At 45.6% G+C, this 26,039-nt stretch carries 19 protein-coding genes; 2 read left to right on the top strand and 17 right to left on the bottom strand.

Features of this window, described 5'->3' with window-relative positions:
• The first annotated feature begins 24 nt into the window (after positions 1-24).
• Entirely contained in the window at positions 25-2,817 is a 2,793-nt protein-coding gene (locus tag GVN20_RS14020) for a PQQ-dependent sugar dehydrogenase (RefSeq protein WP_166558943.1), read from the top strand.
• A 77-nt stretch (positions 2,818-2,894) separates the two neighbouring features.
• Here the strand turns inward: GVN20_RS14020 and GVN20_RS14015 are convergent, their stop codons facing one another.
• The 4 genes from GVN20_RS14015 to GVN20_RS14000 all read right to left on the bottom strand — a co-directional run bounded on the left by GVN20_RS14015 (position 2,895) and on the right by GVN20_RS14000 (position 9,807).
• Entirely contained in the window at positions 2,895-5,006 is a 2,112-nt protein-coding gene (locus GVN20_RS14015; RefSeq protein ID WP_166558942.1) for a peptidylprolyl isomerase, read from the bottom strand.
• Between the two features lie 155 nt (positions 5,007-5,161).
• Positions 5,162-7,723: a sialate O-acetylesterase gene (locus GVN20_RS14010; protein ID WP_166558941.1), complete on the bottom strand. Its 2,562-nt coding sequence runs from the start codon at positions 7,721-7,723 to the stop codon at positions 5,162-5,164.
• Between the two features lie 223 nt (positions 7,724-7,946).
• Positions 7,947-8,714, bottom strand: coding sequence for a pentapeptide repeat-containing protein (locus GVN20_RS14005; protein WP_166558940.1), 768 nt, complete (start codon positions 8,712-8,714; stop codon positions 7,947-7,949).
• Positions 8,715-8,796: 82 nt separating this feature from the next.
• On the bottom strand, positions 8,797-9,807 hold the full coding sequence (locus tag GVN20_RS14000) for a cyanophycinase (protein ID WP_166558939.1): 1,011 nt from the start codon (positions 9,805-9,807) through the stop codon (positions 8,797-8,799).
• A 149-nt stretch (positions 9,808-9,956) separates the two neighbouring features.
• Here GVN20_RS14000 and GVN20_RS13995 point away from each other — a divergent pair, with 149 nt between their 5' ends.
• The gene (locus GVN20_RS13995; RefSeq protein WP_166558938.1) at positions 9,957-10,931 is read left to right on the top strand and encodes a DNA/RNA non-specific endonuclease; all 975 of its coding nucleotides are present in this window, start codon (positions 9,957-9,959) and stop codon (positions 10,929-10,931) included.
• 11 nt (positions 10,932-10,942) lie between these two features.
• Here GVN20_RS13995 and GVN20_RS13990 read toward each other — a convergent pair whose 3' ends face one another.
• From GVN20_RS13990 to GVN20_RS13930, 13 genes are all read right to left on the bottom strand, one after another.
• Positions 10,943-11,365, bottom strand: coding sequence for a secondary thiamine-phosphate synthase enzyme YjbQ (locus tag GVN20_RS13990; protein WP_166558937.1), 423 nt, complete (start codon positions 11,363-11,365; stop codon positions 10,943-10,945).
• 912 nt (positions 11,366-12,277) lie between these two features.
• Positions 12,278-13,414, bottom strand: coding sequence for a tail fiber domain-containing protein (locus tag GVN20_RS13985; RefSeq protein ID WP_166558936.1), 1,137 nt, complete (start codon positions 13,412-13,414; stop codon positions 12,278-12,280).
• 168 nt (positions 13,415-13,582) lie between these two features.
• Positions 13,583-14,914 carry a tRNA uridine-5-carboxymethylaminomethyl(34) synthesis GTPase MnmE gene (gene mnmE, locus GVN20_RS13980; protein WP_166558935.1) on the bottom strand — a complete coding sequence of 444 codons (1,332 nt, stop codon included), beginning with the start codon at positions 14,912-14,914 and terminating at the stop codon, positions 13,583-13,585.
• 233 nt (positions 14,915-15,147) lie between these two features.
• On the bottom strand, positions 15,148-15,906 hold the full coding sequence (locus tag GVN20_RS13975; protein ID WP_166558934.1) for a DUF3575 domain-containing protein: 759 nt from the start codon (positions 15,904-15,906) through the stop codon (positions 15,148-15,150).
• Complete coding sequence (locus tag GVN20_RS13970; RefSeq protein WP_166558933.1) at positions 15,903-16,664, bottom strand: LVIVD repeat-containing protein; 762 nt, start codon at positions 16,662-16,664, stop codon at positions 15,903-15,905. The genes GVN20_RS13975 and GVN20_RS13970 overlap by 4 nt, the downstream gene beginning before the upstream one ends.
• Positions 16,665-16,678: 14 nt before the next feature.
• A complete protein-coding gene (locus GVN20_RS13965; RefSeq protein WP_166558932.1) occupies positions 16,679-17,224 on the bottom strand; it encodes a hypothetical protein in 546 nt (181 codons plus the stop codon).
• Positions 17,225-17,263: 39 nt separating this feature from the next.
• The gene (locus tag GVN20_RS13960; protein ID WP_166558931.1) at positions 17,264-18,481 is read right to left on the bottom strand and encodes a metallophosphoesterase; all 1,218 of its coding nucleotides are present in this window, start codon (positions 18,479-18,481) and stop codon (positions 17,264-17,266) included.
• A 45-nt stretch (positions 18,482-18,526) separates the two neighbouring features.
• On the bottom strand, positions 18,527-20,551 hold the full coding sequence (locus GVN20_RS13955) for an OmpA family protein (RefSeq protein ID WP_166558930.1): 2,025 nt from the start codon (positions 20,549-20,551) through the stop codon (positions 18,527-18,529).
• A gap of 131 nt (positions 20,552-20,682) precedes the next feature.
• Positions 20,683-22,050, bottom strand: coding sequence for a DUF4038 domain-containing protein (locus GVN20_RS13950; RefSeq protein WP_166558929.1), 1,368 nt, complete (start codon positions 22,048-22,050; stop codon positions 20,683-20,685).
• A gap of 118 nt (positions 22,051-22,168) precedes the next feature.
• Positions 22,169-22,936, bottom strand: coding sequence for a 3-hydroxyacyl-CoA dehydrogenase (locus GVN20_RS13945; RefSeq protein WP_166558928.1), 768 nt, complete (start codon positions 22,934-22,936; stop codon positions 22,169-22,171).
• Between the two features lie 100 nt (positions 22,937-23,036).
• Positions 23,037-23,486, bottom strand: coding sequence for a DUF3237 domain-containing protein (locus GVN20_RS13940; protein WP_166558927.1), 450 nt, complete (start codon positions 23,484-23,486; stop codon positions 23,037-23,039).
• Positions 23,487-23,489: 3 nt separating this feature from the next.
• The gene (locus GVN20_RS13935; protein WP_166558926.1) at positions 23,490-24,728 is read right to left on the bottom strand and encodes a flavin-dependent oxidoreductase; all 1,239 of its coding nucleotides are present in this window, start codon (positions 24,726-24,728) and stop codon (positions 23,490-23,492) included.
• Between the two features lie 258 nt (positions 24,729-24,986).
• Positions 24,987-26,039, bottom strand: coding sequence for a 2-oxoacid:ferredoxin oxidoreductase subunit beta (locus GVN20_RS13930; protein ID WP_166558925.1), 1,053 nt, complete (start codon positions 26,037-26,039; stop codon positions 24,987-24,989).

The following is a 26,039-nucleotide window of genomic DNA, read 5'->3' as shown; positions in this document are numbered from 1 at the left end:
CTTCTTTACCAATAACACTTACCCATGAGAATTGCTTTGTTTCTTTGTTTTTTTGCTTTTATTACCACCGTCCGCAGTCAACCCTCTGGGTTTCAAAGCCAACTGAAAGTGAAAGGTGCCAATGGCGACCTTGTAGGAATGGTAGGTGTGGTTTTTGATCAAGTGGGGCAAATGTACACTTGGGAAAAAAACGGAAAAGTTTGGGCCATACGCTTCGATGCCAACGGAAACGCCCAAAAATATCTTCTACTTGATATTAATTATGAAGTACTGAGTAACAACGACTTAGGACTGGTCTCCGTTGTTCTCCATCCCGATTTCCTCACCAACGGTTATCTCTATCTAATGTACGCCGTCAACCGAACTTATTTGCTGACTGGAATGAACGGAAATGATGGCTCCGACCAAACAGGTTCAATTGTACGCATAACGCGCTACAAAGCCAATATCAACGCCACACCAAGCTTTACGGCACTCGTCAACAACAGTCGTTTGGTGCTTCTGGGTACCACCCCTTCTGATGGTATCCCCATCATTTGGAATAATCACGGAGGGGGTTGTATGGTTTTTGGCGACGACGGCACCCTGATGGTTTCAACGGGCGACGGTGCCTACGCTGGGGTGTATGACCGAGGGAACGAAGGCAACTACCAACAAGCCATTGATGCTGGGGTGATTACCCAAGCTCACAATATTGGTGCCTATCGCTCTCAGGTTGACAATTCTCACAATGGAAAAATATTACGAATTGACCCCGAAACGGGCAATGGTATTCCTTCCAACCCATTATATAACTCAAGTACCCCACGAGCCGCCATCTCAAGAATGTGGGCAAAAGGATTACGGAATCCTTTCCGAATGACATTGGTCCCCAATTCTGGCAGTCACAACCCCGAAGACGGCGACCCCGGTGTGCTGGTCGTAGGAGACGTAGGTAATTTTTCAAGGGAAGAAATTAATACGGTGACGGCCCCCAACCAAAACTTTGGATGGCCGCTTTATGAAGGATTAGAGCGGGTAAATACCCCTTGGAACGATCCTAACTACGCTCCTAGCACCCACCGAAAGCCGATTTTGGAATACCGCTCGCTCACAACCGATGCCAATGTCTATCTTAATCAAACGACTAAAGTTCAGATAGGCTCGGCACAGTTTCCCTACACTGGCCCTAGTTTTTCGGGAGCATCCACCATGGGTGGGGTCTTCTACACTGGCAATAAGTACCCAGCCGCTTACCAAAATGCCTTGTTTATGGCCGATTACGATGGAAAATGGATAAGAGTATTAAAACTGAATGCCAACCATGACCCAGTAAGCATCAGCCACTTTATGACCGCTTCCCAAAAAGTAGTCCATTTGGCCTATAACGAGGTGGACGAAAGCATCTATTATATCACTGGGGTATCTGAAAGTACCAACCCCTGCGACGAAGTCAGAAAGCTGCATTATAGCCTCTCAAATCTCCCTCCTGTGGCCAAGATTGAGACCGATATCAACAGCGGTTTAGCGCCTTTGCCCGTAGCGTTTACTGCTTTAAAATCCTATGACCCCGAAGGGACCTCCCTCACCTACGAATGGCGCATCAACGACGCCCCCCCCTTCAGCACGGGATTGGCCCCGCATTATTTATTTAATGCCCCACCCAACGGACGACAGAAGTTCAAAGTTAAACTGACCGTGAGAGATACAAACGGTACAGGACTCAGTAGCAGCGACTCTACCTACATCTATCTTAACAGTACTCCGCCAGTCATCAATAGCATTAGCCTTGATACCATCAGCGGGGTTTCTGCGTCGGTAGACTACCCTTTGACCTTATCGGCTGTGGTATCCGACGCGCAAAGCCCCACGGATAGCCTCCAGCTGAGTTGGACGGTTGCGTTGGTCCATAACGGACACGAGCACCGAAACCCCACTCAAGTTGGAAATGTAATCAATACTGTGCTCGATGGCACCCCTTGTGAGGTCGGAGATGCCACTTATTTCTACCGCATTTATTTAACCGTTACCGACCCCGATGGTTTATCTACTAACTACCATAAAGATATTCCCGTCAACTGTTTAGGAATGGCCCAGAGCATCAGCTTTACCGACATTGCTGATCAATCAATAACCCTCAACACAAGCAGCAATTTCTCCTTGTCGGCTACGGCCAGCTCAGGCCTTAGTCCCATCCATTTTTTTAGTAGTTCAGGGCCCGCTTACATTATTGGCAACATTTTGACACTCACGGGTGCGCCCGGACAAGTGACCGTCAGAGCCGTGCAACACGGAGATGCCAATTACCGACCCGCCATACCTGTGGAGCAAACTTTTGAGGTAAATCGAAGCATTACACCTTATTCCATTCAATTTACGAGCATTGGTACAAAAGCCGCCTCGTCGCCTCCATTCATGCTTTCGGCAAGCAGCAGCCCTACCAACGAAACCATTGAGTACCTGCTTATTTCAGGCCCCGCAACCCTTTCTGGCAATACCGTGACGCTCACTGGACAGGGTGGAACTGTCAAAATAAGAGCCTTTTTTAAAGGAAGTTATGCAAAAAATGGAACATTTATTGACCAAACATTCGAAGTAGTCTGCCCAACGCAATATACCCTTAGTAATCCAATCACAAACGGTCAAGGCCTATCCTTTGAAGCATCTGAATCTATTACGGCCAGCAATACAATAGCATCGGGTGCCACTGTGGCCTACCAAGCAGGAAATTCTGTTTCTCTCAATGCGGGCTTCAAAGCCGAACAGGGAAGTACATTTCAAGTACAAATTTCAGGATGCACGCCCATCGCTCCTTCTGCTACCAATTCACAGAAATAAGCCATAACTACTTCTTATAAACACGAAAGCCTGTCAAGTGACTTGACAGGCTTTCGTGTAAGAATAAAAATGTCCTACTAAAAGAATTTAGCGCGGTTATCAACCACTTTGGCATTTTCACGAACGGCTTCGTTTACTAAGAAACTCGCCTGGAAGCTTTTCGATTGCAAATTGGCTTTATACATTGAGTAATCTCCAATGGCAGGCGCTGGAGTGCTAGAAACTTGCTCCATAATAAATACGCCGTTTTCGCCCGTAAATACTTTCGTTCTTTTGCCAGGTTTCAAACCAAAACCTTTTCCTAATGCAATTGGGTCAAGCCCCGCACTGGTCAAGAAGCCCGTAGCCAGCGAAATATCATTGGCGTTTTCAACCAAGGCACCTGCGCCATATTTTTGAGCAATGGCTTCGAGGGTTGGGCCTTGAATACCACTCAGTTTTTTAGTGATTTGCTCCGCTTTGATTTGATTACGTACTTTCAAGGTCAATTCGTCACGGAAATCGTTAATCGTTGGATTGTCTTTGTCCGACTTTCCAGTCAAAATGGCCACAACATATTGCTCGTCTGTTTCAAAAACAGGGGATGCCTGATTTTCGTTGGTATCTTCGTTGAACGCCCAACGTACAATCTCACGCGCATTTTGCATGGTGTTTATGTTGGTTGCCGACTCAGGAATACGGTTTGCCGTCTGAACTATCAACGATTTATCCTTCTTCACCGACTCGTCAAAAGCTGCTTTTGATTTTGACTCAATCGAGAACTGGTCTGCTTTAGCATAAATGGCATCTCTCGTGGTTTGGCTAGGCGTCATGGTTTTGCCAATGGCCGCGATTTTGTACAACACATTGGTTTTGGGTTCCGTTACCTTTATGATATGGAATCCGAAATCGGTTTCTACCAATCGTCCAATCAGACCAGTACCACTCATTGAGAACACCGCATCGCTAAATGGTTTCACCATGGCTCCCTGACGGAAGTAACCGAGGTCTCCACCGCGCTGGGCTGAGCTTTGGTCGGCGCTGTTGGCCGCGGCCAATTGTTCAAAATTAGCTCCTCCTTGCAATTGCTTCAACAAATCGGCAGCTTTTGTACGTGCTTCTGCTTTTGCTGAATCGCTTGTACCCTGGGCACGAATCAAAATGTGACTTGCTTTTGCGGTGTAGGCAGTATCCAATTTGGTACCGCCATACTTATAGATGAAGTAAGTATTTCCTTCGCGGTAAGGACCGTTTACACTTCCCGGAATAAAACTCTTAACAGCGCCTTTCAATTGATCGGTCATTTCAGAAAGCGACCAATATAATTTGGTTGGAACGTCAGAGTTGATGCGGGCGTACGTAGAGTCATTTGGAGCAGTAGCTAAACCACGCGCCAATTCCTTAATTCTATTGTATAACTCCGTACTGTCTTCTTTGGTAGGGACAATCGGAAACGTTACGTATTGAATCGTGCGTGAATCGAAACCTTTGTATTCGTCTTTGTGCTTGGCGAGATAATCTTCCAATTGCGCATCGGTCACTTTCACGGTTGTGTCAGTTACTGAATAAAACGGTACAAACAAATACTTCAGCGTAGCTTTGGTCGTTTGAGCATGGTATTCTTTTTCAGCTTCGGCGCGTGTTACGTAAGTACCTACGCGAAACAGGTTTTCGTATTTTTGACGAACACGGTCTTGGGCTAAGCTTTTCTCAAAATTTTGCCATGCCTGTTGTTGCTCTGGAGGCAAATTTTTAAGGTTTTTTAAATAACTGATGACCGATGTTTTGTCAAAAACACCCGTTTGGGGATTGGTGAATGACTGCTGAATGGCGGGGCTTACGTTGTTTCCCTGAACCATATCTACCAGCTCATCATTGCTTACTTTTAATCCCAATTCATCGTACTCTTTTTTGTACGCAAAATCAACGATGTATTGATTCCAGACCTGCTCCCGCAGTGATTGTTGTTCTGCTTCGGAAGCTGCCCGACCGCTCTGTGCTTCAAAAGCCTGACGGGCTTGGTCTAATTTGAGTTGAAAATCTTTGTAGTCGATGGTTTCTCCTGCAATTTCACCTACTGCCTGACTGTTGCCCCCAAACATACTTTGGGCTCCTAAAATGTCACCTCCAACAATAAAGAGGATTAAACTAACGGCAATGATCAAAACGGCTACACCTGATCGTTCCCTGATTTTGTTGATTAACGCCATAGTTGCGTGCGCGTTATTTGAGTTAAAAGTTAATTGTTATAGTTAAGTTGTCATTTAGGAAATGAATGCTTCCCGAAAATTGACCCGCAAAATAACATCATTTACCTAAACAATCCAACTGCTGATTCATTCTTTGTCAATTTTCATGCCAAGGATTAGGGCACAAACCATAGCTTTTTGGTCAATGGAATCTGATTCTCGCCCTGTATTTTCAAGAAGTATATGCCAGGGGGCAAAGTAGAGAATTTGAGGGTCATAGGGCCAATCAACTCAGGAACAGACTCCTCATGCACCTGTTTCCCCTCTGCATTGATCAATTGGAGTCGGGCATTTTTAATATCTTTATACATTTCAATGGAAAAGGCCCCATCACGACTCGGGTTGGGATAAACACTCAATCCATTGTTTGCAAAATCAAAAACAAAGCTGTACACAAAAGACGGCAATGAAGCGCACGTATTTTTAGCATCCAAGTCATAAAAAGCAACTACTGTATAATTGCCTGTTTGCGAAGGCTTTAATATATTTTGGGTAGTCACTGTGTTCTGCGAAACTCCCTCTTGGGTCCACCTAAAATTAATATTGGGTAGATAATTACCTTCGGCCCCTATCGCAAAGGGCCCCGCTTTGGTTATGACTGGACGGGCAGGCACGGGGTTGACTTCTACAATCACTTCTTTTGAAGGAAGCGATTTGCATCCCCACGTATCGGTCACCTGGGCTGTGTAGCGGCCCGAGGCTGTTACGGTCAGTTTAGGAGTTGAATATTGTTCATTCCAAACGGTTGACAAAAAAGAATCAGTTGATAATATTACTTTACTACCTTCACAAAAGCGCAGTACACCATCGGCTACAATCGTGGGAGTATTGGGTAAGGGATTGACCGTAACCCTCAAGGTATTGGAATAAGCAGAAGCACAATTGTATTGATTGACCGCCCTAACCGCATAATCACCCGACTGATTTATGACAATTGTACCCGTTTTTTGTCCACTGTTCCATTCCAATACGGTACTGGTTGAGACAACGCTGTTCTCCTCTACGGCCAACGTTACACTTTTATCGGCACAGAAAGTCAATGCCCCCTTGGCCGTCACCGACGGAACCGACGGAATGGGATTGACGGTCGCTTTTACAGTGCCCGAAAAATCAGACCAACAGCCCTTATCATCCTTGATTTGAACTGAATAGTTTGCGGCGTCCATTACAACAATGCTTTGAGAGGTGGCGCCATTGCTCCATCGGTAACCCGCCGCCTGCGGTGTAGAAAACGTGACATTTCCTCCTTCACAAAACACTAAATTACCATTGGTAAGTATGGAGGGAGTAGATGGTTTTGGAAGCGCGCGGCGGGTATTATCGCCTACGCTGACGGAGCTTGAATACATAAAATGGCCAAATGAATCCTTAGCTTTTACCCTGTAGACGCCATTACTGGCCAATATGGTATTGTTTCGCTCGCCATTATTCCAGCTTACTTCCGTAAAATTTCCCTCGACCATGAGCTTAACCCGGCTATCATCGGTACAACCTACTTTAATAACCGGCAACAGTAAAGGCGCGATGGGATTGGATTGGTTAAAAAAATGGGAATTTAGGCTTTGGTTCCACTGCTGTGCAAGGGTGATAAGGGCATTGCCCTGAATGTGAACACCATCAGGCCGGGGAATCTGAATATTGTCGGTTGAGGGTCCTTCAAATACATTGGTGGTGGAATTGATGACGGTATTCTGGGCATTAATTACCGCTTTGGAAGCAAACATATTATAGGAAACTTTCGAAACCACCCAACTGATGTTTTGCCCCGCATCGTTGCGGCTTTGCCCGATTACCTGTTGTAGGTTTGAAACTATTTCAGATTCTGAAAGGTTGAACTGCGTATCTGATTCGCCTTGATGCCACAACACCGCCCGCACCCCCGTAAGCGAGGTAAATTGGCGTAACACTACTTTCAATTGTGAATAAGGCAGCTGATTTATGTAAACCCCACCAGTGTAGGGATTGGAAGCATAGCCCGTCGAGCTTTCGCGCCATGACCTGCTGGTGGTGCCTTCCAAAGCTACGTTATAAAATAGCACAGGCACATTGAAACGACTTACTAACAAATCTCCCAATGCTCCCCATGACCATGCAGAGTATCCATATGGGGCAATATAACTGTCGGAATTTAAGTGAGAAAAAGTCGGTTCGGGCAACTCATTGGGGTCAAATGAGGCATTGAGGTAATTAAAACAGCTCACCCTGTCGTCGTTGGCGGCAGGGGCTCCGTAATTTTGGATGCCGCGCGCGTTTGACTGTCCCGCAACCAAAAACACTTCACCAATCCCAATTCGGTCTACTTCGGTACTGTCCGTTACTTTTCCATTCCTAACAACCCTAACTTTCAATTTATACCAACCACCTCCGCCCGAAATAGTCCCTGAATAGACACCTCCTACGGGGGCTTTCTCCACAATTTGCCAGTTGGTTGCTGTTCCTTGCCCCGCCACAAAAGGAACCAAGGCGGCTTCGACTTGATCAGGAATGCTTTGTTGGTACGTTCCACTGACCACAAACGTGGCCGAATTGTTCGCTGAGCGTTGAAATACAAGGCGCGAGGTAGGGAAACTGATTCCTACTTGCGAAAAGACAGGAATGATAGCAAAGACAGGAAAAAATGCAGAAAACAGGCAACAACGTACTATACTCTTTTTCAGGAAATTGCGAACTCTTAACATCCTACTCTCGGTAGTTATTTTCAAAATAAAAGTTTCAAATTTACGAAATCAGCTTGGGAGTACAAGCTTCTTAGATACAAATACCCCTAAAATAAAGGTTGTGTTGCACAATAAAATGTATGAATTGAAATAACCGAGGGAATAATTCCAAAGAAAGCCTCGCTAAAACAGATGAAGCCTCCAAAAAGGAGGCTTCATGATGCGATTAAAAACGAGAAAGAGTCTATCGTGACACATAGCGCTTACCGTTGGAATATTTAAAATCAACGCTGCCGTCAAAATCGGTTTTATCGAAAGAAGCACCCGCATTAAAATCAGCGTACTTAAAATCGGCATTTCGCTGAAAACGACTGCCCGCAAAATTTACTTTCTCCTCAAATTCGGCGTACTTGAAGTCGGCATAATCGCGAAAACGTACCTCCTGAAAATCGGCTCGGCGGGAGAAATCAGCGTACTTAAAATTGGCGTAATCCTCAAATCGGATGTTGGTATACAAGGCATCCTGCCGAAATCTGGCGTATTTAAAATTGGCTTGCTCGACAAACTTACTGCCCGCAAAATTGGCTACTTTTGAAAAAGTTGAATACTTAAATTCACTGCCGTTTTCAAAAGTGCAATTTTCAAAGACGGCATTTTCACGAAAATCAGCCGAGTACGTGGTGCCATCATTTACTTCAATGTTGAATATTTTGGTACGACTGCCATTTTCTTCAAGGCGTTTGTACGCAATCACATCGCCCTTAAACGTACAATTCCGAAATACCACAGGGACTTCTACGGTTGTTTTTATTTCTTCCCAGCCCTTTTCTTTTTTAATTTTTCGATTGGAAAGTTCCGTAAAGTCCAAATCACCAGTAATAACCACTCCGTCGTATTGAACCGACTGATGCTTATCAATGGCTTGAAAAATTTCACGGGCTGAGACTTGTTTTTGGGCGTAAAGCGCCGTGGCAGAGAAGGCGGCCAACAAAAATAATGATAAACGTTTCATAGCTGTATAGGCTGTTTTTGGTTGAATAATTAGTTTTGAAGGATAGATGCAAAAAAGAAAACCTAGGTTGCACGACTCTCCATTAATTTTCAAACAAAACACCATTTTCTGCAAACCAATACCCCGAAGTGCCCGTCTCAAGGGGTTTCCAACGATTTAAGTCAAACATACCAGCCCCTTCTGGCGTAGCGGCAATTTTAACGACACTGACCGCCTGCTTTTTTCGGTTCCACGTCAGTTTCTTGCCTTCTTCGCAAGTTTCAGGCTTTCGAGCGCCGCCCAATAGAAAATATGCCGCCTGACTGCCAAATACGCGGGCGATGCCTTTCTCATCAATGCAAACCGACGTTTTTTCGTCCACACCAATACCTTTTGGCTTCTTTATTCCATCGGTTTTCATGCGGGCCAAAAACGCTAGGTGTCGCCCATGGCGGCTTCGGTTGCTATAATGCGTATCAGTGATGATATTTTTAAGTACTGGTATATCAATAAATCCACCGTTGAGTAAAGTCATTTTGGGATCAAAAGGATTGGTGAGTGCTTCGACGGAATTAATACCGTCGTTGAGGGCCGCAAAGCTTACGCCCCCCAAAACGGCACACCCCGCGCTGGTGCCACCTACGGGCGCTTTTTTGACATGAATCAAGTAGTTGATGGCGTCTTCTACGGGTGTATCCTGCCAAAACTTCACGTAATTGCCTTGGTCGCCGCCTGCAATAAACAACAACTCCGCCTGCCGAATCCGTGCAGCGGTGCTGGGATGGAGGGCCAATTCGCGCGAATTAATCAGCAATGTCTCTACTGAATTGACACCGCCCAATCCATAAATAAAATCGTTGTAACCCGTCGCGCCGCTCGCCCTAATTATGACCACATCTCCGCCTTTGGCGCGCTCAATCATCCACTGGAGCGCCTCTTTTACGTCGGTGCTGCCTCCGCCCAATACATAGGCGTTGACGGTAGGTACTTGTACGTCGGTAGTATCGCCAGTGATGCCGATAGAGGCTAAAGCAGTACTTGGGAGAATTTGCGCCTCCGAAATTGGGACAAAATTTATCCCTAACAAAAGAAACAAAGTAAATTTAAGCCGCATCGAAAATTAGGTTTGAGTATATAAATCTAAGGTAGCTATTGAACATAAATGGCCGACAATAAATGGCTAGAATTGTGGTTAAATTTGTTTAAAACAAGAAAAATTAGACCTTTGGGTCCTCAAATTACTCCTTTAAAACTACCCACGTTATGCGAATCTTACGTTCCTCAGTATATATCCTATCGGTATATTTATTGATTGTCAGTTGTGCGCGTCAAAAAATAACGACAAGCAACGACAGCATTCACTTATTATTAGGAAATCCGACCAATGCGCAGGCAAGTGAATCGGCCCCTGATAACTACTTGATTGTGAAACCCCAATATGCTTTGTCATACAATCGCGCCAAGGGGCACGCCAACTGGGTGGCGTGGGAGTTATCGCAAAAATGGCTTGGCAGCAGCGACCGTCAAAATGATTTTCGCCCCGACCCTGTTTTGCCCGCTTCCTGGTACAAAGTTACGCCAAATGATTACACCAATTCAGGATTTGACCGGGGTCACTTATGTCCTTCTGCCGACCGCACTAATTCTGTCGACAACAATTCAAGCACTTTTGTGATGACCAATATGATTCCACAAGCGCCTGAACTGAACCGTGAAGCGTGGGCGTATTTGGAAGAATATTGCCGCGAACTAGTGGCGCAAAAATACCGTCTTTTTATTGTTTGCGGCACCTACGGCACGGGCGGCGAAGGCAGCAAAGGAACATTAAATAAGCTAGACAACTCCATCAATGTACCCGCTAGAGTATACAAAGTCATCACGATTTTACCCGAAAACGGAACCATCAACGACATCAACGCCAACACGCCAGTCATTGCGGTTGATTTTCCAAACAAAACAAGTGCATTACAAAATGCGGGTTGGTTTCGATTTATCACCACGACCGCTGATATTGAGAAAAAAACGGGACTTACTTTTTTTGCCAACGCGCCAAAATCTACCCAAACCACCCTGCAATCCAAACGCTTTGACTTCACCAATGCTCCGCTCAATGTAGACACCAAATGCCGTCAATACAACGGTCGGCAGCTCTACATCGGCAAGAGCGGCGGGTGTTATTACATCAATTCCAACGGAAATAAAACGTACGTAGATCGCGATCTATGTAACTGCAAATAAGCACATTACACTCATTCTCCCCAAGCCGTAATCAACAGATTGCGGGGGCCGCCATCGTCGCGGTGTTCGCAGAGATAAATCCCCTGCCACATTCCCAAGGCCAAGCGCCCATTTTGGACAGGTATCAATACTGAACTACCCAACAAAGCAGCTTTCAGGTGCGCTGGCATATCGTCATCACCTTCATAATTATGCAGGTAATCGGGGTCATTTTCGGGAACCAATTTGTTAAAAAAAGTCTCAAAATCTTGGCGTACGGTCGGGTCGGCATTTTCGTTGATGGTCAGGGAAGCCGAAGTATGTTGGATAAATACCTGACATACACCGACTTTCAGCTCCCTCAATTGCGACATGGCCTGCAACACCTCCGCCGTAATCAAATGAAAACCTCTTTTGCGGGCTTTTAAGCGTAGGGGTTGTTGAATGAATTTCATATAGATGCCATGTTAAAGCGAAAAATCACATATAGATAATTAAACGGCATTTTTTACATTTTTTCATATACTAATCATACTAATTGATAGGTAACACTTTCTTATCAAAATCATATTTATTTAGTTTTTAACAAATAGGGATAAAAAAACAGAAATAGTACATTAAGTAAGTTTTTTATCCCAAATACACACAAAATACATCAGTAAATACAGGTAGAGCAAGACTTTTTGCGAATCATAAATAGCCCCAAAAAAGCAAAATTAAGTATTTACTATACCCATAAAAAAACACAAAAGGACAGTTATTTATCATAATTATATCCAAATATACACCATAATACATGCCTTCAAAATCAAACTCATGGGAGAGAATAAAGGAGAAAATTGACACATTTATTCTAAAGTTCAACATCCTATTTTGTGGAATTGTCCTCTTTATCTCAGGAATTGTAGACTTACAACACAGCTGTGAATACAGCGGTTCTTTCTTATGTATTGCAGGATTAGCCTTGCATCCTGCCCCATGGAGGACCTTAAACAATAAACTAAAATGGAAAACCAGTCGAGGTATTCAACTTACGTTGATTACGGGTTTAATTATTTTCAGAATCATTGCTCATCTCATGCATTTATACTCAAAAAATCGATGATGCCGACTATCCTATCCATGAGCGAATTATTTTCAAGGTAATTGACCCATAAAAAGCATCTAAAATCCTGTAAAATACAGCTTTAGATGCTTTTTTAATCAATTAACTTTGAAGGGTTACTTTCCTATGCAAAAAGTAACTAATATTGATTATCAAATAGTTACATGAATAAGGTACAAATAAGGTACAAATCATCATAGGTAACAAAAAAACAGCCCTTGTGAGGCTGTTTCTATTCCACCAGTCTAATAGGTGTGTAGGTTTATTTTTTATCAACATTTCGGAGGTTGTCAGCCTTTAGCTTTGTGATTTCGGCTTTTAATTCTTCTAAGGCTGATAGCCGTACTTCCAGTTCTTCATTCTTTTGTTTTAACTCCTTCACTGCGTTCACTAACGGCATTACAAAATCAGAGTAAGCCAGTGAGTAGGTTCCATCATCAGACTTTTTCAGACCGCTGAAAGGCACATTCAGTTCTTTCAGTACAGCCTCAATATCTTGGGCAATAAAGCCATCGTGGTGAGATTTGCTCTTATCGGAAATAAAGTTGTAGGAAACAGTTTGTAATCTATTGATAAAGTTTAGACCTAAACGATTGGTATAGACAATATTTTCTTTCAAGCGTCGGTCGGATGGGGTAGACCATGGGACGGCGCCCTCAATGACTGTGACGGCCGAATTACCAAACCTCATTTTGTTGGAAGCGTCTACGACCGCATTTGCGCCGATGGCTGTTGAATTGTTAATATTATTACTTATATCGTTTTTAGGAGCAGCACTACTACCTATAAATGTATTATTATCTCCTTTTGATAGAAACCCTCCTGCACTGTATCCTACTGCAGTATTGCTCTGACCACCGTTATAACAAAGTGCAAGGTGGCCCACTCCGGTATTACAGATGCCGTCAGTATTGCTTGACAGTGCGCTATAACCCACTGCGGTATTACAGTAGGCGGAAAAGTTGTTCTGAAGCGCCCTGCTACCCACTGCGGTGTTTTGGCTGCCGGTTCTGTTATAAAAAAGTGTACTATAACCTACTGCGGTATTTTCGTTACCGGTAGTATTTGTGGAGTAAAGTGCAAAAGCGCCCATTGCAGTATTTTGAAAGCTTTCAGAGTTTTTATAAAGTGAATTATATCCAATAGCGGTGTTAGAGTTGCCGGAAGTATTATACTGCAATACCCCGCTGCCGATAGCAGTATTGTAACGGCCGCTGCCGATTACACTACGCAGAGCGAATGCTCCTATGGCTACATTAGTAGTATCTGTTCCGGGGTTAGTTCTCCCTTGTAACCCTTTGGGAGTAATGGTGATAGCGCCATCTGTATTGGATTGGGTAAAAATCTGCCCATAAGAAACGTTGGAAGCCAATAAGCATAGAAATAAAAATTTCTTCATAAGATTTGATTAACGTTAGTAATTAACTCCAAAAGCACATTTAAAACACTTTCCCACCTACCGTTTGATAACTATTTGCTCGATGTGCAATTCAAACACATAAAAAAGCATCTAAAATCCTGTAAAATACAGCTTTAGATGCTTTTTTAATCAATTAACTTTGAAGGGTTACTTTCCTATGCAAAATTTACTGAAAATATTGGCCAACAAATCGTCGTTGACGATTTGACCCGTAATCTCTCCTAAATGGTGCAATGCCACGCGAATATCTTGCGCCAAAAAATCACCCGTGATTCCCATTTCCAATCCATTGAGCGCATCGGTCAGGGCTTGTTGGGTCTTGACCAGATGTTCGTAATGGCGCAGGTTCGTTACAACAGTATCGGTTTTCTTCTCGTCATACACGCGTTGGGTAATGGCTTTTTTAAGCTCTTCAATTCCTTCTTTTTTCTGCGCCGAAATCCGAACGAGACTATCATTTTTTACCTCAACAAAGGCTGCTCCCAAATCCGTTTTGTTTTGTACCCAAATGGTCTTGGCATCCTCAGCCAAGGGCTCAATTTGGGATAAGGTCTGTTGGCTGTCAAACAAAGCAAGCACAATATCAGCCTTTTCAATCGTCTGCTTAGAGCGCTCAATACCAATGGATTCTACAATATCCTCGGTTTCGCGGATACCTGCCGTGTCGATGATGCGGAACTTGATACCGTTGATATAAAGCACATCCTCAATCACGTCGCGCGTGGTGCCTGCGATGGCCGTTACGATGGCTTTTTCTTCGTTCAAAAGGGCATTGAGCAAGGTAGATTTGCCCACATTGGGTGCCCCGATGATGGCCACGGGCACACCCTCTTTGAGCGCATTGCCGAAATCAAAAGATTCAATCAACGGCGCGATGGCCGTTTGCAAGCTGATAATCAATCGTTTGAGGTCGTCACGATTGGCAAACTCCACATCTTCTTCGCCAAAGTCCAGTTCGAGTTCTACCATGGAGGCAAAGTGAATCAATTCTTCGCGAAGTGAGGTCAATTTCTTGGAAAAACCGCCCCGCAACTGATTCAACGCCGTGCGGTGGCTCGCCGCCGAATCGGCCGCAATGAGGTCGGCAACGGCTTCGGCCTGTACCAAATCAAACTGACCGTTGAGAAATGCCCGTTGGGTAAACTCCCCCGGGCCCGCCAAACGCGCTCCCGAACGAACCAACAGTTTTAGAATCTGGCGAATAATGTAATCGGAGCCGTGGCAGGATATTTCAACGGTGTCTTCTTTGGTAAACGATTTGGGCGACTTAAAAACCGCTACCAGCACTTCATCAACGATGGTTTCACCGTCGCGAATGGTGCCAAAATGTAGCGTGTGCGTTTCTACTTTTCGGAGGTCTTTTCCCTTAAAAATTTGGTTTACTACCTCAAAGGTCCCTTCTCCCGACACGCGTATCACTCCGATGGCTCCCACGCCCGAGGCCGTGGCCAAGGCGCAGATAGGTTCTTGTTGCAGCATATTTAAAACGTACTTAGTCGTTTAAAAATAAACAACAGCTTTTTAGTGGCGCCATTGTACTCGTTGGTGTCCAATGAGTTAAGCAACTCCCAACCTTCTTCCCCATTTTATTCAATTGGGTTTCGATGTCTTCCGCATCCAATTTCGTACCCCAAAAGCCCCCGGGCTTAAATTCAATTACTTTATATTCAAATTTTGGCATGGCCTTTTCTTTTGATAAATACGCTTTCTAACTAGGGCAAAGATACGCTTTTAGGCTTTCTTGGCCTAAAAGCATAGCCCAAAGCTATCCCTGCCGAAAGGCCTGGCATGGTGCCGTAGTTCCCTGGTTGATTGGGCCGAAGATTAAAAAAATCACGTCTGAGCAAGTTCAGGGATGTGCCATCTAAATTATTTTTTACCCTTAATCCCCTGACTCCCAAGCCAGCATAGATTTCTATCGCCATTTTCTTTTGGGTAATCAAAACGTAGCCTAATTTAAAGTGCCCCGCCGAAACCAACCGATGAGTGCGCACGGCGACTTCCTCAAAATAAGCACAGCCTCCCCACGTATTGCAATCACGGCCTACTGCCTGTAGTTGGTCGGTTGTCACGTTTTTATGAAAGTATTCAAGAGCCGCAAAAAAACTACCGTTGGGGGAAGACAAATCGTTGAAATAATACCGAATCTGACTACGAAAACGCCACGTTTGGCGGTTGGGGTATTGGTCGCGTTCGTAGGAATAGACGTTGAAAGAATTATGCCCCCACCCTATTTCCTGCTGAACACTCCAACGTTTGGGCAACGGCACTTCTAGCCCCAAAGTAAAGGTATTATCGGGGTCAATCAAGGTACTTGGAATTGTTTTTAAAATTGCCTTCGGCAACGGAATGACCTGCGCAGAAAGTGCTGAAATTGAAGCAATTGTTCCCACGAAAAGGAATAAACAGCATTTCATAAAAAAGAAGTAGACTTTGCTTTTGAGCCGTTGTGGGGCTTTATATTTAATCATGGCTCAATGGAAATTTTGCTCAGCAATTCCAATTTTTCTCCTTTTTGGTAGCGGTATTGGTAGAAGCCTCCGTCGCCCGTTACGAGCAGGGTCTTACTGAGTGGAACCACGTCGAAGGATTTAACATCTTTGAGCGTTTCCTTCAATACGGGCTGTTCTGGTTTTGAAATATCAAACACTTTCAGTCCATTATCTCCCTCACAAACAAAAAGTTGTGTCCCATCGACCCCCAGTCCATACGGACTTTCCATCGGTTGGGTATGCACCAAACGAGGATTCTTCAAATCTGATACATCGACCACATCCAATGAACTCAATGAAATAAACTGACGGCAATTTACGCCTCCTCTCAACGTCACATAAGCATACTTTTCCTGAACCACCACGGGGTCACAGCTCTGAACGTGGGTATAACGCGAAAGTAGCAAAGGGCTGTTTGGTTGTCGATTGTCAAAAATATACATACCGTCGCTGGCCCCGATGAAGAGGTTGTCTTTGTACGGAAAAATCGTTTCTAAACCGACATTCAACATTACGTAATTTTTAGCCACGGGGCTGTCGGGCGCGCTGATGTCGTATACTTGCAATTTATCGGGCAAAACGCAATAAAGGGCATTGCCGACAATGGCAAAACGAGCCATCGAACCACCAACACCCGACTGGCTATTGGGAGAAATATCGGCACTTTTGTCGGTAGAACAAGCCAAAACTAAACTCCAAATCGCAGCAACAAAGGTGGCGTACAGTACCTTTTTCATGGTCATATCGGTTTTTAGCGAAAACATTTTGGACGCTTCATTGTTACTTTTTCCCAGCCCACCACCATTCCCTTGGTTTCGTCCACGCATTCAAAGTAAGCGTTGAGATAAGGGGGATAGGATTGCGCAGGAAAAGCGTTTTCTATTCGCTTGACCAACCGAACATTGGTAGGGTCGGCAATGTTGAGCACCACAAAATCCCGCCCGTTATCGGCGTACATTAGGTTCCCTTTTACGGCAATGTCCACGTTGCCAGGAATTTTAATAAACGAAATCTTTTGGGGAGCAGCGGGGTCAGCGTTGTTGAGCAAATGAACGCCTTTGCCCTGCTCATTGATAAAAAGGTAACTTCCTTTCACATAAATTTTTCCCGGCCGACGGAGCGCCTGCGGCGCTTCGGTACTTACTTTTCGCATTTCATCGATGCTTAGGTAAACGGGACGATAGCCCTCTCCCTTAAATACTGGGGCACCTGGCGGAGCAACGTCATCGCTCACCTCAGAGATACAACCCATCAACACAAAAAGGCTGATAATCAGAAGAATAAAACTTAACTTCATGGGGTTTATTGGTTTATTCACGCTGTATAAAAACGTATTTTAGTCTATTTTATCAATCAATCCCGATTGAAGATTGATTCTCCAACTTTCACCCGTTACTACTTTATCTTCTACGTCGCGGTACTCTATGGAGAGATTTTCTTGCTCAAATTTCAACCACGCAAAACCATTGTAGCCCACGCCAATCCGACGGATACTTTTTCTTCGTCGTTGGTCATAAAAAAGAATGGAATCACTATCTACGCGCGGCGCATCTATCTCGACTGGCATACCGCCATGTCCGATGCAGCGACCGTGAATGGGTAACCCGCCCACCTTTCGTTCTCGGTACCCAACCAGCCGATGCTCATGTCCCCATATCCATAACACAGGACGCAAAAAATCACCAAACAGTTGCCTGATTTGCCGCGCTGGACGCGGAAAAGATTTTCTAAAATCCGAAAAGGGAGGATGATGACTTAAAAAAATGATGCCGCGACGGTCATCGGGGTTGTCGAGATGCAGTTGATTTTTCAGCCATTTGACTTGTTCTTTCCGCAAATGACAATCTGGGGGTGAAAGAATTTCGACAAAAGGGCGTTCTACCGAGGTATAACCCGTATCTAAACCAATCACTCGCCAATAGTCATTTTCTAGGCAGAAAAACCCCGCTTTCTGTTCCCGAATTACGGAGGCGTCTGACGGTTTAGAACCGTCGGACGCTGCATTAGCTTCGTGCACGCCCATTGTTGGCAAAAGCATTTTATAAAATGCCGCTCCGTTTGAATACATTTCGTGGTTGCCAGCCAGGGCTAGGCTTCCCCATTTACCACGGGGCCACGACGCCTTGGGGCTGATAAAATTATCGTGTACTTCAGACGGCGCACCCACAAAATAAATATCACCAAGGTGAATCGAATAGTCGGGTTTATGGAAGGCTACGACCGCGCCCACGCGGTCGGATTCGGGCGTATCAGACGCCCAATCAGAGAGCAGCGCAATCTGGGTCGTTTCGTTTTCGACCTTCATTCTGTACACCCCCGTGTCGTCGCTGGTGGGATAATATTGATACGGATGACGAGGGCCAAAACGGCTTTTGAGGTAATGATAGGCAAAACCAAAGACATTCAGCCATAAAAAATCGGTGAGCTTTCGCCCCGCCTCGACCTCCTCAAGGGCACTTTGAAATTGGGCGTTTTGGGTACGCAGATGGTTTTCCAGCTCAGAATGACCTACGTCAACGTACTCTTTTAAATCTCGTTTGGGGGTATCAGGCATCTGACTTGTTTTAAAGTCAGCGAATTAAACAAAAAAATGCTAAAATCAAACCTTTAGAATCGTAAACTCCACCCGTCTATTTTTTTTACGGGTTTCTTCGATTTCATTGCTCGCTACGGGTTTGGTAGAGCCCCAGCCTTTCACCTGAAGACGATTTTCGGCAATGCCTTTGCCCACCAAATACTTTTTCACCTCTTTCACTCGGTTTTCAGAGAGTTCCATATTGAGCTTAAAATCGCCTTGATTGTCGGTATGGCCTTCAATTAGCAGCTCCATATTGGCATATTTAACCATCATTTCAGCAATTCGGTCTAAGTCGGGCAAGGCTTCGTTTAGCAGCTCAAATTTACTCTGCTCAAACATGATTCCATTTGGCGTAATTTTCTTGCCTTCTTTGATGGGAACCAACAAAATATTCCGTTTTATATCGCGAAAACGTTTGTCTTTCGACAAATCTACAATCTCATCCAACGGAAAAAAACCATCTTTCACCGCACTCAAACGATACGATTGCTGAACCGGCAAGATAAGTTTATACTCACCCGTTTCGGGGTCGTATTCTACTTTGGAAACGTTGGTATTGTCTTTCAATAAATTAGTCAAAATTTCGGTCGTGACGGGTTTTCGGGTATCGGCATCAATCACGCTACCCGAAATAATCGCCACTGGCTCGGGGCGAATGGCGTTGTAAACCTTAAAACGAAACAAATCCTCTCCTCCCAATGAGTTTTGCATAGAGCTTACGTAAGCATACTCTCCTGAAGCAGGAATACTCAAAAAACCATCCCATTGGGGTGTATTAATGGCAGGGCCTAAGTTTTCGGGCTGGCTCCATTTGGTCCACGATTCATCCAAACGGCGCGTCATGAAAATATCCCCCCCCCCATAACCAGCATGGCCGTAAGACGTAAAATAGAGGGTTTTGTTATCGGTTGCGATAAAGGGCGCACTTTCTACGTCAGCGGTGTTGATGATTGAACCCATATTGAGTGGCTTACTCCATGAGCCGTCGGCCTTGAGAAAACTAACGTACAAATCACGGTCGCCGTTGGTATCCTGACGCTTGACCGACATCACCAACACATTTCCTTTGGGAGAAAGTGTGAACTCGGTATTGTTCTTTTTATCAAGGTTATAAATATCCTCAATCTTACATTCCACGGGTGTTGTCCAGCCAGTTTTTGTGCGGGTCGATTTCGATAAACCAAACGTCATTGTGCCATCTGGACGATACACGTTCATGAGGTACAATGTTTTTCCATCGGGCGAAATACTCACGATGGCGTTGTTGTCGGCATTGTTGATGGGCGCCCCCATGTTTTGCGCTTCGTTCCATTGATCACCCTGCCGTGTAGAAAACCATACATCTTGATTCTCCGCACCTCCCACATTTTTTTCGTATTTCCCTCTGGTAAAAAAAATGGTTTTTCCGTCGGGCGAAATAATGGGGGCCACTTCCTGCGCTTTGGTATTTACACCAATGCCCAAATTCTCTTTGATGATTTCTTTGGGGGCATCTTTAAAAACATTGATTTTTGACTCAAAAGGCTTGTTACTTAACGTCAAGCCGATGGCATCTATCTGATTATAGCCTTTGACCCGGGCAGGATTCAGTGACACTTTCACGGAGCTAATCAGCATCGTAGAATCAGGTACGTTTACAACCAAAACCCGACCCACCTCAGCGGCGGCGGTCCCAGAGTTTGTCCACACCGAAACCTCCTTTCCTGCCTCATCATAAGCATATACCTGCGTAATACAGCCTTGGTTGAAATTTTCGACGATTAGGATTTGGCGTGCTTTTTGCGGCTGCTCAAAAGCTACCTTAATCCACTCTTCAACGTTGGAATCTGCGTTGTACGGAGACCACGCACAGGCACTTTCTCCGAAGGGAGGGATGGTATTGGGTGCTCCCAAAACCTGGACGGCCCGGTACTCTTGCCCGTAGGTTTCTTTACGAAATTCGGATGAAAACCCCACTAACTTGCCAGCCCATTGCACTTCCTGTGCCTGACTCGTGCAAACCGAAGCTAGAACACACCACCACCATCCGATATGTTTGGCCATCATGAAGAGTTGAGAAATAAATTTATGGAGTAATAATGCTGTAAAAATAATCAAAAATCGTTCCAGAAACAGGCCTAATCTTCATAAAGACATTCATTTGTTGCGCTTTTGGGGATATATTTATCTAAAGCTTACTACTTTCTTCCTACATTGCCCAATAACAACAGCCAATCTTCGTCGAGTGTTGGCGGTATAAGTTCTCTAACTCCTTGTGGCTTAAAATACCCGCCAATAAACCGATTATTGGTGCGTGGACTTATCCATAAAGCCCTGATATTACTTCCGTTAATTTTTTCTACGTTCACTTTAATCGTTCTACTGGAAGGCAGATAAATCATGGCCATTCGGTTATTGGGAAGTATAGACACCACCCCATAATCATCACTGCCGTACGTGCCGCGTCCTTCTACCAAGAGGTTAGAAGTAGTATCGGGTCGAAAAAGATACCAAGGCAATCCGTTCATTATTTTTTGAAATAAATTCATCTGGGCCACGCCGGGCAAGTCAAGTTTTTGACGCCAGTCTTCTCCAAAAGCCCACACCGAACTTCCGTAACATTGGCCGCTTCCTCCCCCCAAAAGTGACCAATACGCCTGCCTTCGTATCATCAGCGCATTGCCTACATTTTCATCTTCGTACTGCGATTCACCCAAGATAAAGGCTTTTCTTGGTGACTTTTGGGTTTCTTTCAAGGCTACCTCGTATACCTGTGGCATATCAGAAGTCCAGACACCTTGCTTTCCCCGAAAATACGTATAGACCATGCTAAAATCCAGCCACTTTTCGGCAGGGAATACATCCGTACTCGAATGAGAACTTGCCGCATGGTAAGTCATCAACTGAGTGGGCGCGGTTTCTTTGATGCCCTCTGCCATGGCCCGTTGCACAGCCTCCTCGCGTAGCGGATCACGGTCGCCGCCCATAATCCAGAGAATATTGGAATGGTTGCCAAATCGACGACCAAGGTATCGGCCAAAATCGCGGCACTTGTCGGTTCCGTTGGCAGTCTGTGCCTCAAACCAATTTGTGCCGCAACAGCCCAGCCAAGCAGGTACAATCGCCACCAACAACTGCATCCTGGCCGCCATTTTTATGATGTTGTCAACGTACGCGAAGTATTTTTCATTCGGGGCAGCAAAATCCCCCTTCCTTGCAAATGGAGCCTCCCCGTAAGCATTGGTCTGGTTGGGCTCGGGGGGCAATAATTGTACAAAAATAGTATTAAAGTGTTTAGAATAACGGTGTTCTAAATAGAAACGCGCTTCTTCCATTTTCAATTTATGAAATAGTGTCCAGCCTGCATCGGCGTTCATTAAGAAAGCCTGACCGTTTCGATTTGTCAGGTAGCGCCCATCACGGCTGATTTTCAAGGGAAAAGCATTTTGAGTAACGGTAACCGTAGGAACAGGCTTGGCTTTTTTGGTAACTCGCCGTTTTTTTTGGGCAAACAGAGAAGGAATCAACAACACTAAAAGCAATACTGTAAATAACGAATGTCTCATGGGGTAACAATAACAGGTTAGGGAGCGCCAAAACTACAAAAAAGCGGCTATTTCTACAAAAGAGCCGCTTTTTTGGCTACTATTAGACATATTCCCTTAGTTTTTACCCTTCTATGTCTCATTTTGCCGCCATTCGTATCGCCCCATCCAAACGAATCACCTCACCATTAAGCATCTGATTTTCAATGATATGCTTGACAAGTGCCGCGTATTCATGCGGCTTGCCAAGCCGAGACGGAAATGGAACCTGCTGCCCCAACGACGACTTTACCTCGTCAGGCATTCCCATCAGCAGCGGCGTTTCAAAAATACCCGGTGCGATGGTCATGACCCGAATTCCCAACTTGGCAAACTCGCGCGCGATGGGCAGTGTCATTGCCACAATTCCACCTTTCGAGGCAGAATAGGCCGCTTGGCCAATTTGACCGTCGAAGGCCGCCACCGAAGCCGTATTGATGATGATTCCGCGCTCGCCGCTTTCTTCGGGCTCATTGTGCTGCATCACCGCCGCCGCCAAACGAATCACGTTGAAAGTACCGATGAGATTGATGGAGATGACGTTGGTAAAACGCTCCAGCGAATGTGGGCCGTTTTTGCCCACCACCCGCTCAGCGGGGCCGATTCCTGCGCAATTGATTACGCCATCTAGTCCGCCAAAAGCATCAATCGCCGTTTCAATGGCATTTTGGACGCTTTCGGGGTTTGTCACATCAGTATGAACAAACAGTGCGTTTTCGCCCAGCTCTGCCTCCGTTTGTTCGCCCACCGTGGTGTTTACATCGGCCAATACCGCGTTACCACCGTCTTCAACAATCATTTTGGCCGTGGCCGCTCCCAAACCCGAAGCGCCCCCCGTAATCAAAAATGTTTTCTCCTGAATTTTCATTGTTGCTGATGTTAAAACTTCTGGAATACAATTTAGTATAAATCCCTTAACCCATCATGCAAGCGTTTTGTTAAACCTTATTAAATGGCTTTAAAATGCCCTATAAAACTTCATACACCTGAATCAACACTTTATCGGGTTTGCGCACACCCGTGGCCACAAAAACCGACTGCGTGAGCCAAGCGTAGCGGGGGTCAGCGGTTTCAAACACGGGAATGGAACGAAAATAGTACTGTGACGGCAATACTTCTTCCCCCGCCGCAAGGCGCTTCATCACCGCCGCAGGCCCCCGCCTAAGTCCCTGATTGACAATCGTTATCAATACCCCATCGTCGGTTTTAAGCACGTACCGTGCGTCTACTTCGGCAACTTCATCGGTTCGAATCAACTGCCAATCGTAGCCTCCTGCCTGAATCGTTCCTTTTATTTTTACCCCTTCAAACGTCCCACCTTTGATGGGTATCATCCGACGATTGCCCTTTGGCGTATCTCCCAACACTTGTATTTCTGCCACTTCTACCCGCAGCTCAAAAGCGAATTTCAACTCCATCTTTCATGATTTTTGGTTAAGGGTCTGAATATCAAACCCCGCAATTTGTTTATACCGATTCATTACCTCTTCCAACTCAGCGCGCGGAATCTGGTCTTCCGAAAAACCTTTGGGAAAACGTTCTTCCATACGGTCCATGATTTCGTCGGGACCTTTGGCGCGGTTTTGCAACACCACTTTTGCCGTAGCAGGCACGCGCTCATCGTTGTATGCCATTAACGCTTCCGTGGGATTTTGCGTATTTTTCAAACATTCCGCCAAATAATCGGCATCCAAAATAGCCTGTGATGCCCCGTTGGAACCAATCGGGTACATGGGGTGGGCAGCGTCGCCGAGCAAGGTTACGCGGCCAAAGGTCCAGCGGCCCAACGGATTTCGGTCCGACATCGGAAACTCATACACCACTTTGGCCCCCGCAATCATGGCGGGTACATCAAGCCAGTCAAACGTCCAATCTCTGTATAAATTAACTAATCGCGGCTGGTCTGCCGGACGGTTCCAATCCCTTACTTCTAGCTTTTGTTGGCCGTTTTCACGCACATTTGCCACCCAATTGATGAGTTTATTGCCCTCAACATCAGGCTCAGGATGAATAGGATACGCTACTATTTTTTGGGCATTATGCCCCACCATCACCATGGTTGTTCCGTTCAGGAACGGCTTCATCTGCGTAGTGCCTCGGTACAAGATATTGGTAGAATACACCGGGGGGCCTTCGTTGGGATACAGTTGTTGTCGCACCACCGAATTGATTCCGTCCGACCCAATCAGCAAATCACCCCGCTCCTGCCCGATGTTTTGTCCCGTTTCTTTATTGACAAAATGCGCGATGACTTCCCCTTCGTTTTGTTCGAAAGAAACCAAATGATGGTTTGTCAGGAGTGCCTCGCGGCCCAACACCCGCGTGGCTTCTTCAAACAGCAGTCGTTGGAGCCTACCACGATGGACTGAGAATTGGGGCCATTTATAGCCCGCAAACCGCCCGCGCGGCTCGCTCCAAAACGGCTGTCCAAATTTATTAAAATAGGCCAAATCGGTCGTTTCAATGGCATTTTGGGCAATGATGGATTGCAGGCCAAGGTGGGTAAGCACCCGAACCGAATGCGGCAGTAAATTGATGCCTACCCCCAGCGGTTTTACTTCTTTGACCGATTCAAAGACTTTTACTTCCAATCCGAGCTTATGTAGGCAAAGGGCGGTGGTCAATCCACCAATTCCTCCACCAATGATGAGTACTTTCATATTTTTTAAAACTGAATATTAAATAAAATCACGCAAAGTCGCTAAGACGCAGAGATTTAAAAGAAAATGCTGGTGCGCTCGGTTGCTCACAACCGAGCACGATGGTTGCTTACAACGCAATACGGTTCAAACACTCCAAAATTCATGCTCAAACGCATAAAAGCTCACAAGTTAATTCAAATCTGGGAATCATATTTCCAAAAACAAAAAACCGCGCAGGGACTCACCCTACGCGGTTTGACTATTGAGTGCCTGAAATTATCTAAACTCGTCGTTAATCATGGCCAGTACTCCCGCCCCCGGACACAAATCCTCTTCTTTTAGGCTGTTCAGCGGACGCTTATCTGACTTGATGATTTCGTGTAAATCCTTGCTATCGGGGTCTACGTACACCAATCCCGTCAAGATTTCGCCTTCGGCTTTGGCTTGTTGCAAACGGCTCATCGCCGCCTGACGGTCGCGCGGGTCCCAGCCTTCGGCGAGCTTGTGCAACTGTACCGACGAACCGTCGTGGAGTTCGACGTCTACCGAGCTGCCACTGTCATACGAAACGGTAATCTCTTCTTTTTCGGGAACGTACCCAATTTCGGCCAACGCCTCAATGTGGTCGCGAACATAATCGTACGACTTGGTAGAACCCACGTTGTTATTGAAGGTTACGCAAGGAGAAAGCACGTCAATCAGCGCAAAGCCATTGTGTGAAAGCGCCGCTTTGATGAGCGGTACGAGCTGGGTTTTGTCACCCGAAAAGCTGCGCGCAACAAACGTAGCACCCAATTCAAGCGCCATACCCACCAAATCAATGCCTTCAAACGGATTGACGGAACCGCTTTTGCTGACCGAACCCGCATCGGCCGTGGCCGAATCTTGACCCTTGGTTAGACCGTAGCAACCGTTGTTCATCACGATGTAGAGCATGTTGAGGTTACGACGGATAGCGTGCACAAACTGCCCCATCCCAATCGAAGCAGTGTCGCCGTCGCCCGATACACCGAGGTAAATCAGGTCGCGGTTGGCCATGTTGGCCCCCGTAGCCACCGACGGCATCCGCCCGTGGACGGAGTTGAACCCGTGTGAGTTGTTGAGGAAATAATTGGGTGTTTTGGACGAACACCCAATACCCGACAGTTTGGCCACACGGTGCGGTTCAATCGACATCTCGTAGCACGCCTGCACAATGGAGCCGCTGATGGAATCATGCCCACAGCCCGCGCATAGCGTCGAAATCACCCCTTCATAATCTGTTTTAGTGAAGCCTACCGCATTTTTGGGCAGGTCGGGGTGACGAAATTTTGGTTTTATATACGTCAT

The sequence above is a fragment of the Runella sp. CRIBMP genome (genome assembly GCF_009905605.1).
Lineage (GTDB): Bacteria > Bacteroidota > Bacteroidia > Cytophagales > Spirosomataceae > Runella.
This window is presented reverse-complemented; position numbering and strand designations above follow the sequence as displayed.

Coding starts and splice junctions, on each gene's coding strand:
- GVN20_RS14020 (WP_166558943.1), top strand. CDS start 25: ATGAGAATTGCTTTGTTTCTTTGTTTTTTTGCTTTTATTACCACCGTC.
- GVN20_RS13965 (WP_166558932.1), bottom strand. CDS start 17,224: ATGAAGTTAAGTTTTATTCTTCTGATTATCAGCCTTTTTGTGTTGATG.
- GVN20_RS13945 (WP_166558928.1), bottom strand. CDS start 22,936: ATGAAAATTCAGGAGAAAACATTTTTGATTACGGGGGGCGCTTCGGGT.
- GVN20_RS13960 (WP_166558931.1), bottom strand. CDS start 18,481: ATGCCTGATACCCCCAAACGAGATTTAAAAGAGTACGTTGACGTAGGT.
- GVN20_RS13970 (WP_166558933.1), bottom strand. CDS start 16,664: ATGAAAAAGGTACTGTACGCCACCTTTGTTGCTGCGATTTGGAGTTTA.
- GVN20_RS13950 (WP_166558929.1), bottom strand. CDS start 22,050: ATGAGACATTCGTTATTTACAGTATTGCTTTTAGTGTTGTTGATTCCT.
- GVN20_RS14000 (WP_166558939.1), bottom strand. CDS start 9,807: ATGCGGCTTAAATTTACTTTGTTTCTTTTGTTAGGGATAAATTTTGTC.
- mnmE (WP_166558935.1), bottom strand. CDS start 14,914: ATGCTGCAACAAGAACCTATCTGCGCCTTGGCCACGGCCTCGGGCGTG.
- GVN20_RS13995 (WP_166558938.1), top strand. CDS start 9,957: ATGCGAATCTTACGTTCCTCAGTATATATCCTATCGGTATATTTATTG.
- GVN20_RS14005 (WP_166558940.1), bottom strand. CDS start 8,714: ATGAAACGTTTATCATTATTTTTGTTGGCCGCCTTCTCTGCCACGGCG.
- GVN20_RS13930 (WP_166558925.1), bottom strand. CDS start 26,039: ATGACGTATATAAAACCAAAATTTCGTCACCCCGACCTGCCCAAAAAT.
- GVN20_RS14015 (WP_166558942.1), bottom strand. CDS start 5,006: ATGGCGTTAATCAACAAAATCAGGGAACGATCAGGTGTAGCCGTTTTG.
- GVN20_RS13955 (WP_166558930.1), bottom strand. CDS start 20,551: ATGATGGCCAAACATATCGGATGGTGGTGGTGTGTTCTAGCTTCGGTT.
- GVN20_RS14010 (WP_166558941.1), bottom strand. CDS start 7,723: ATGTTAAGAGTTCGCAATTTCCTGAAAAAGAGTATAGTACGTTGTTGC.
- GVN20_RS13990 (WP_166558937.1), bottom strand. CDS start 11,365: ATGAAATTCATTCAACAACCCCTACGCTTAAAAGCCCGCAAAAGAGGT.
- GVN20_RS13940 (WP_166558927.1), bottom strand. CDS start 23,486: ATGGAGTTGAAATTCGCTTTTGAGCTGCGGGTAGAAGTGGCAGAAATA.
- GVN20_RS13975 (WP_166558934.1), bottom strand. CDS start 15,906: ATGATTAAATATAAAGCCCCACAACGGCTCAAAAGCAAAGTCTACTTC.
- GVN20_RS13985 (WP_166558936.1), bottom strand. CDS start 13,414: ATGAAGAAATTTTTATTTCTATGCTTATTGGCTTCCAACGTTTCTTAT.
- GVN20_RS13935 (WP_166558926.1), bottom strand. CDS start 24,728: ATGAAAGTACTCATCATTGGTGGAGGAATTGGTGGATTGACCACCGCC.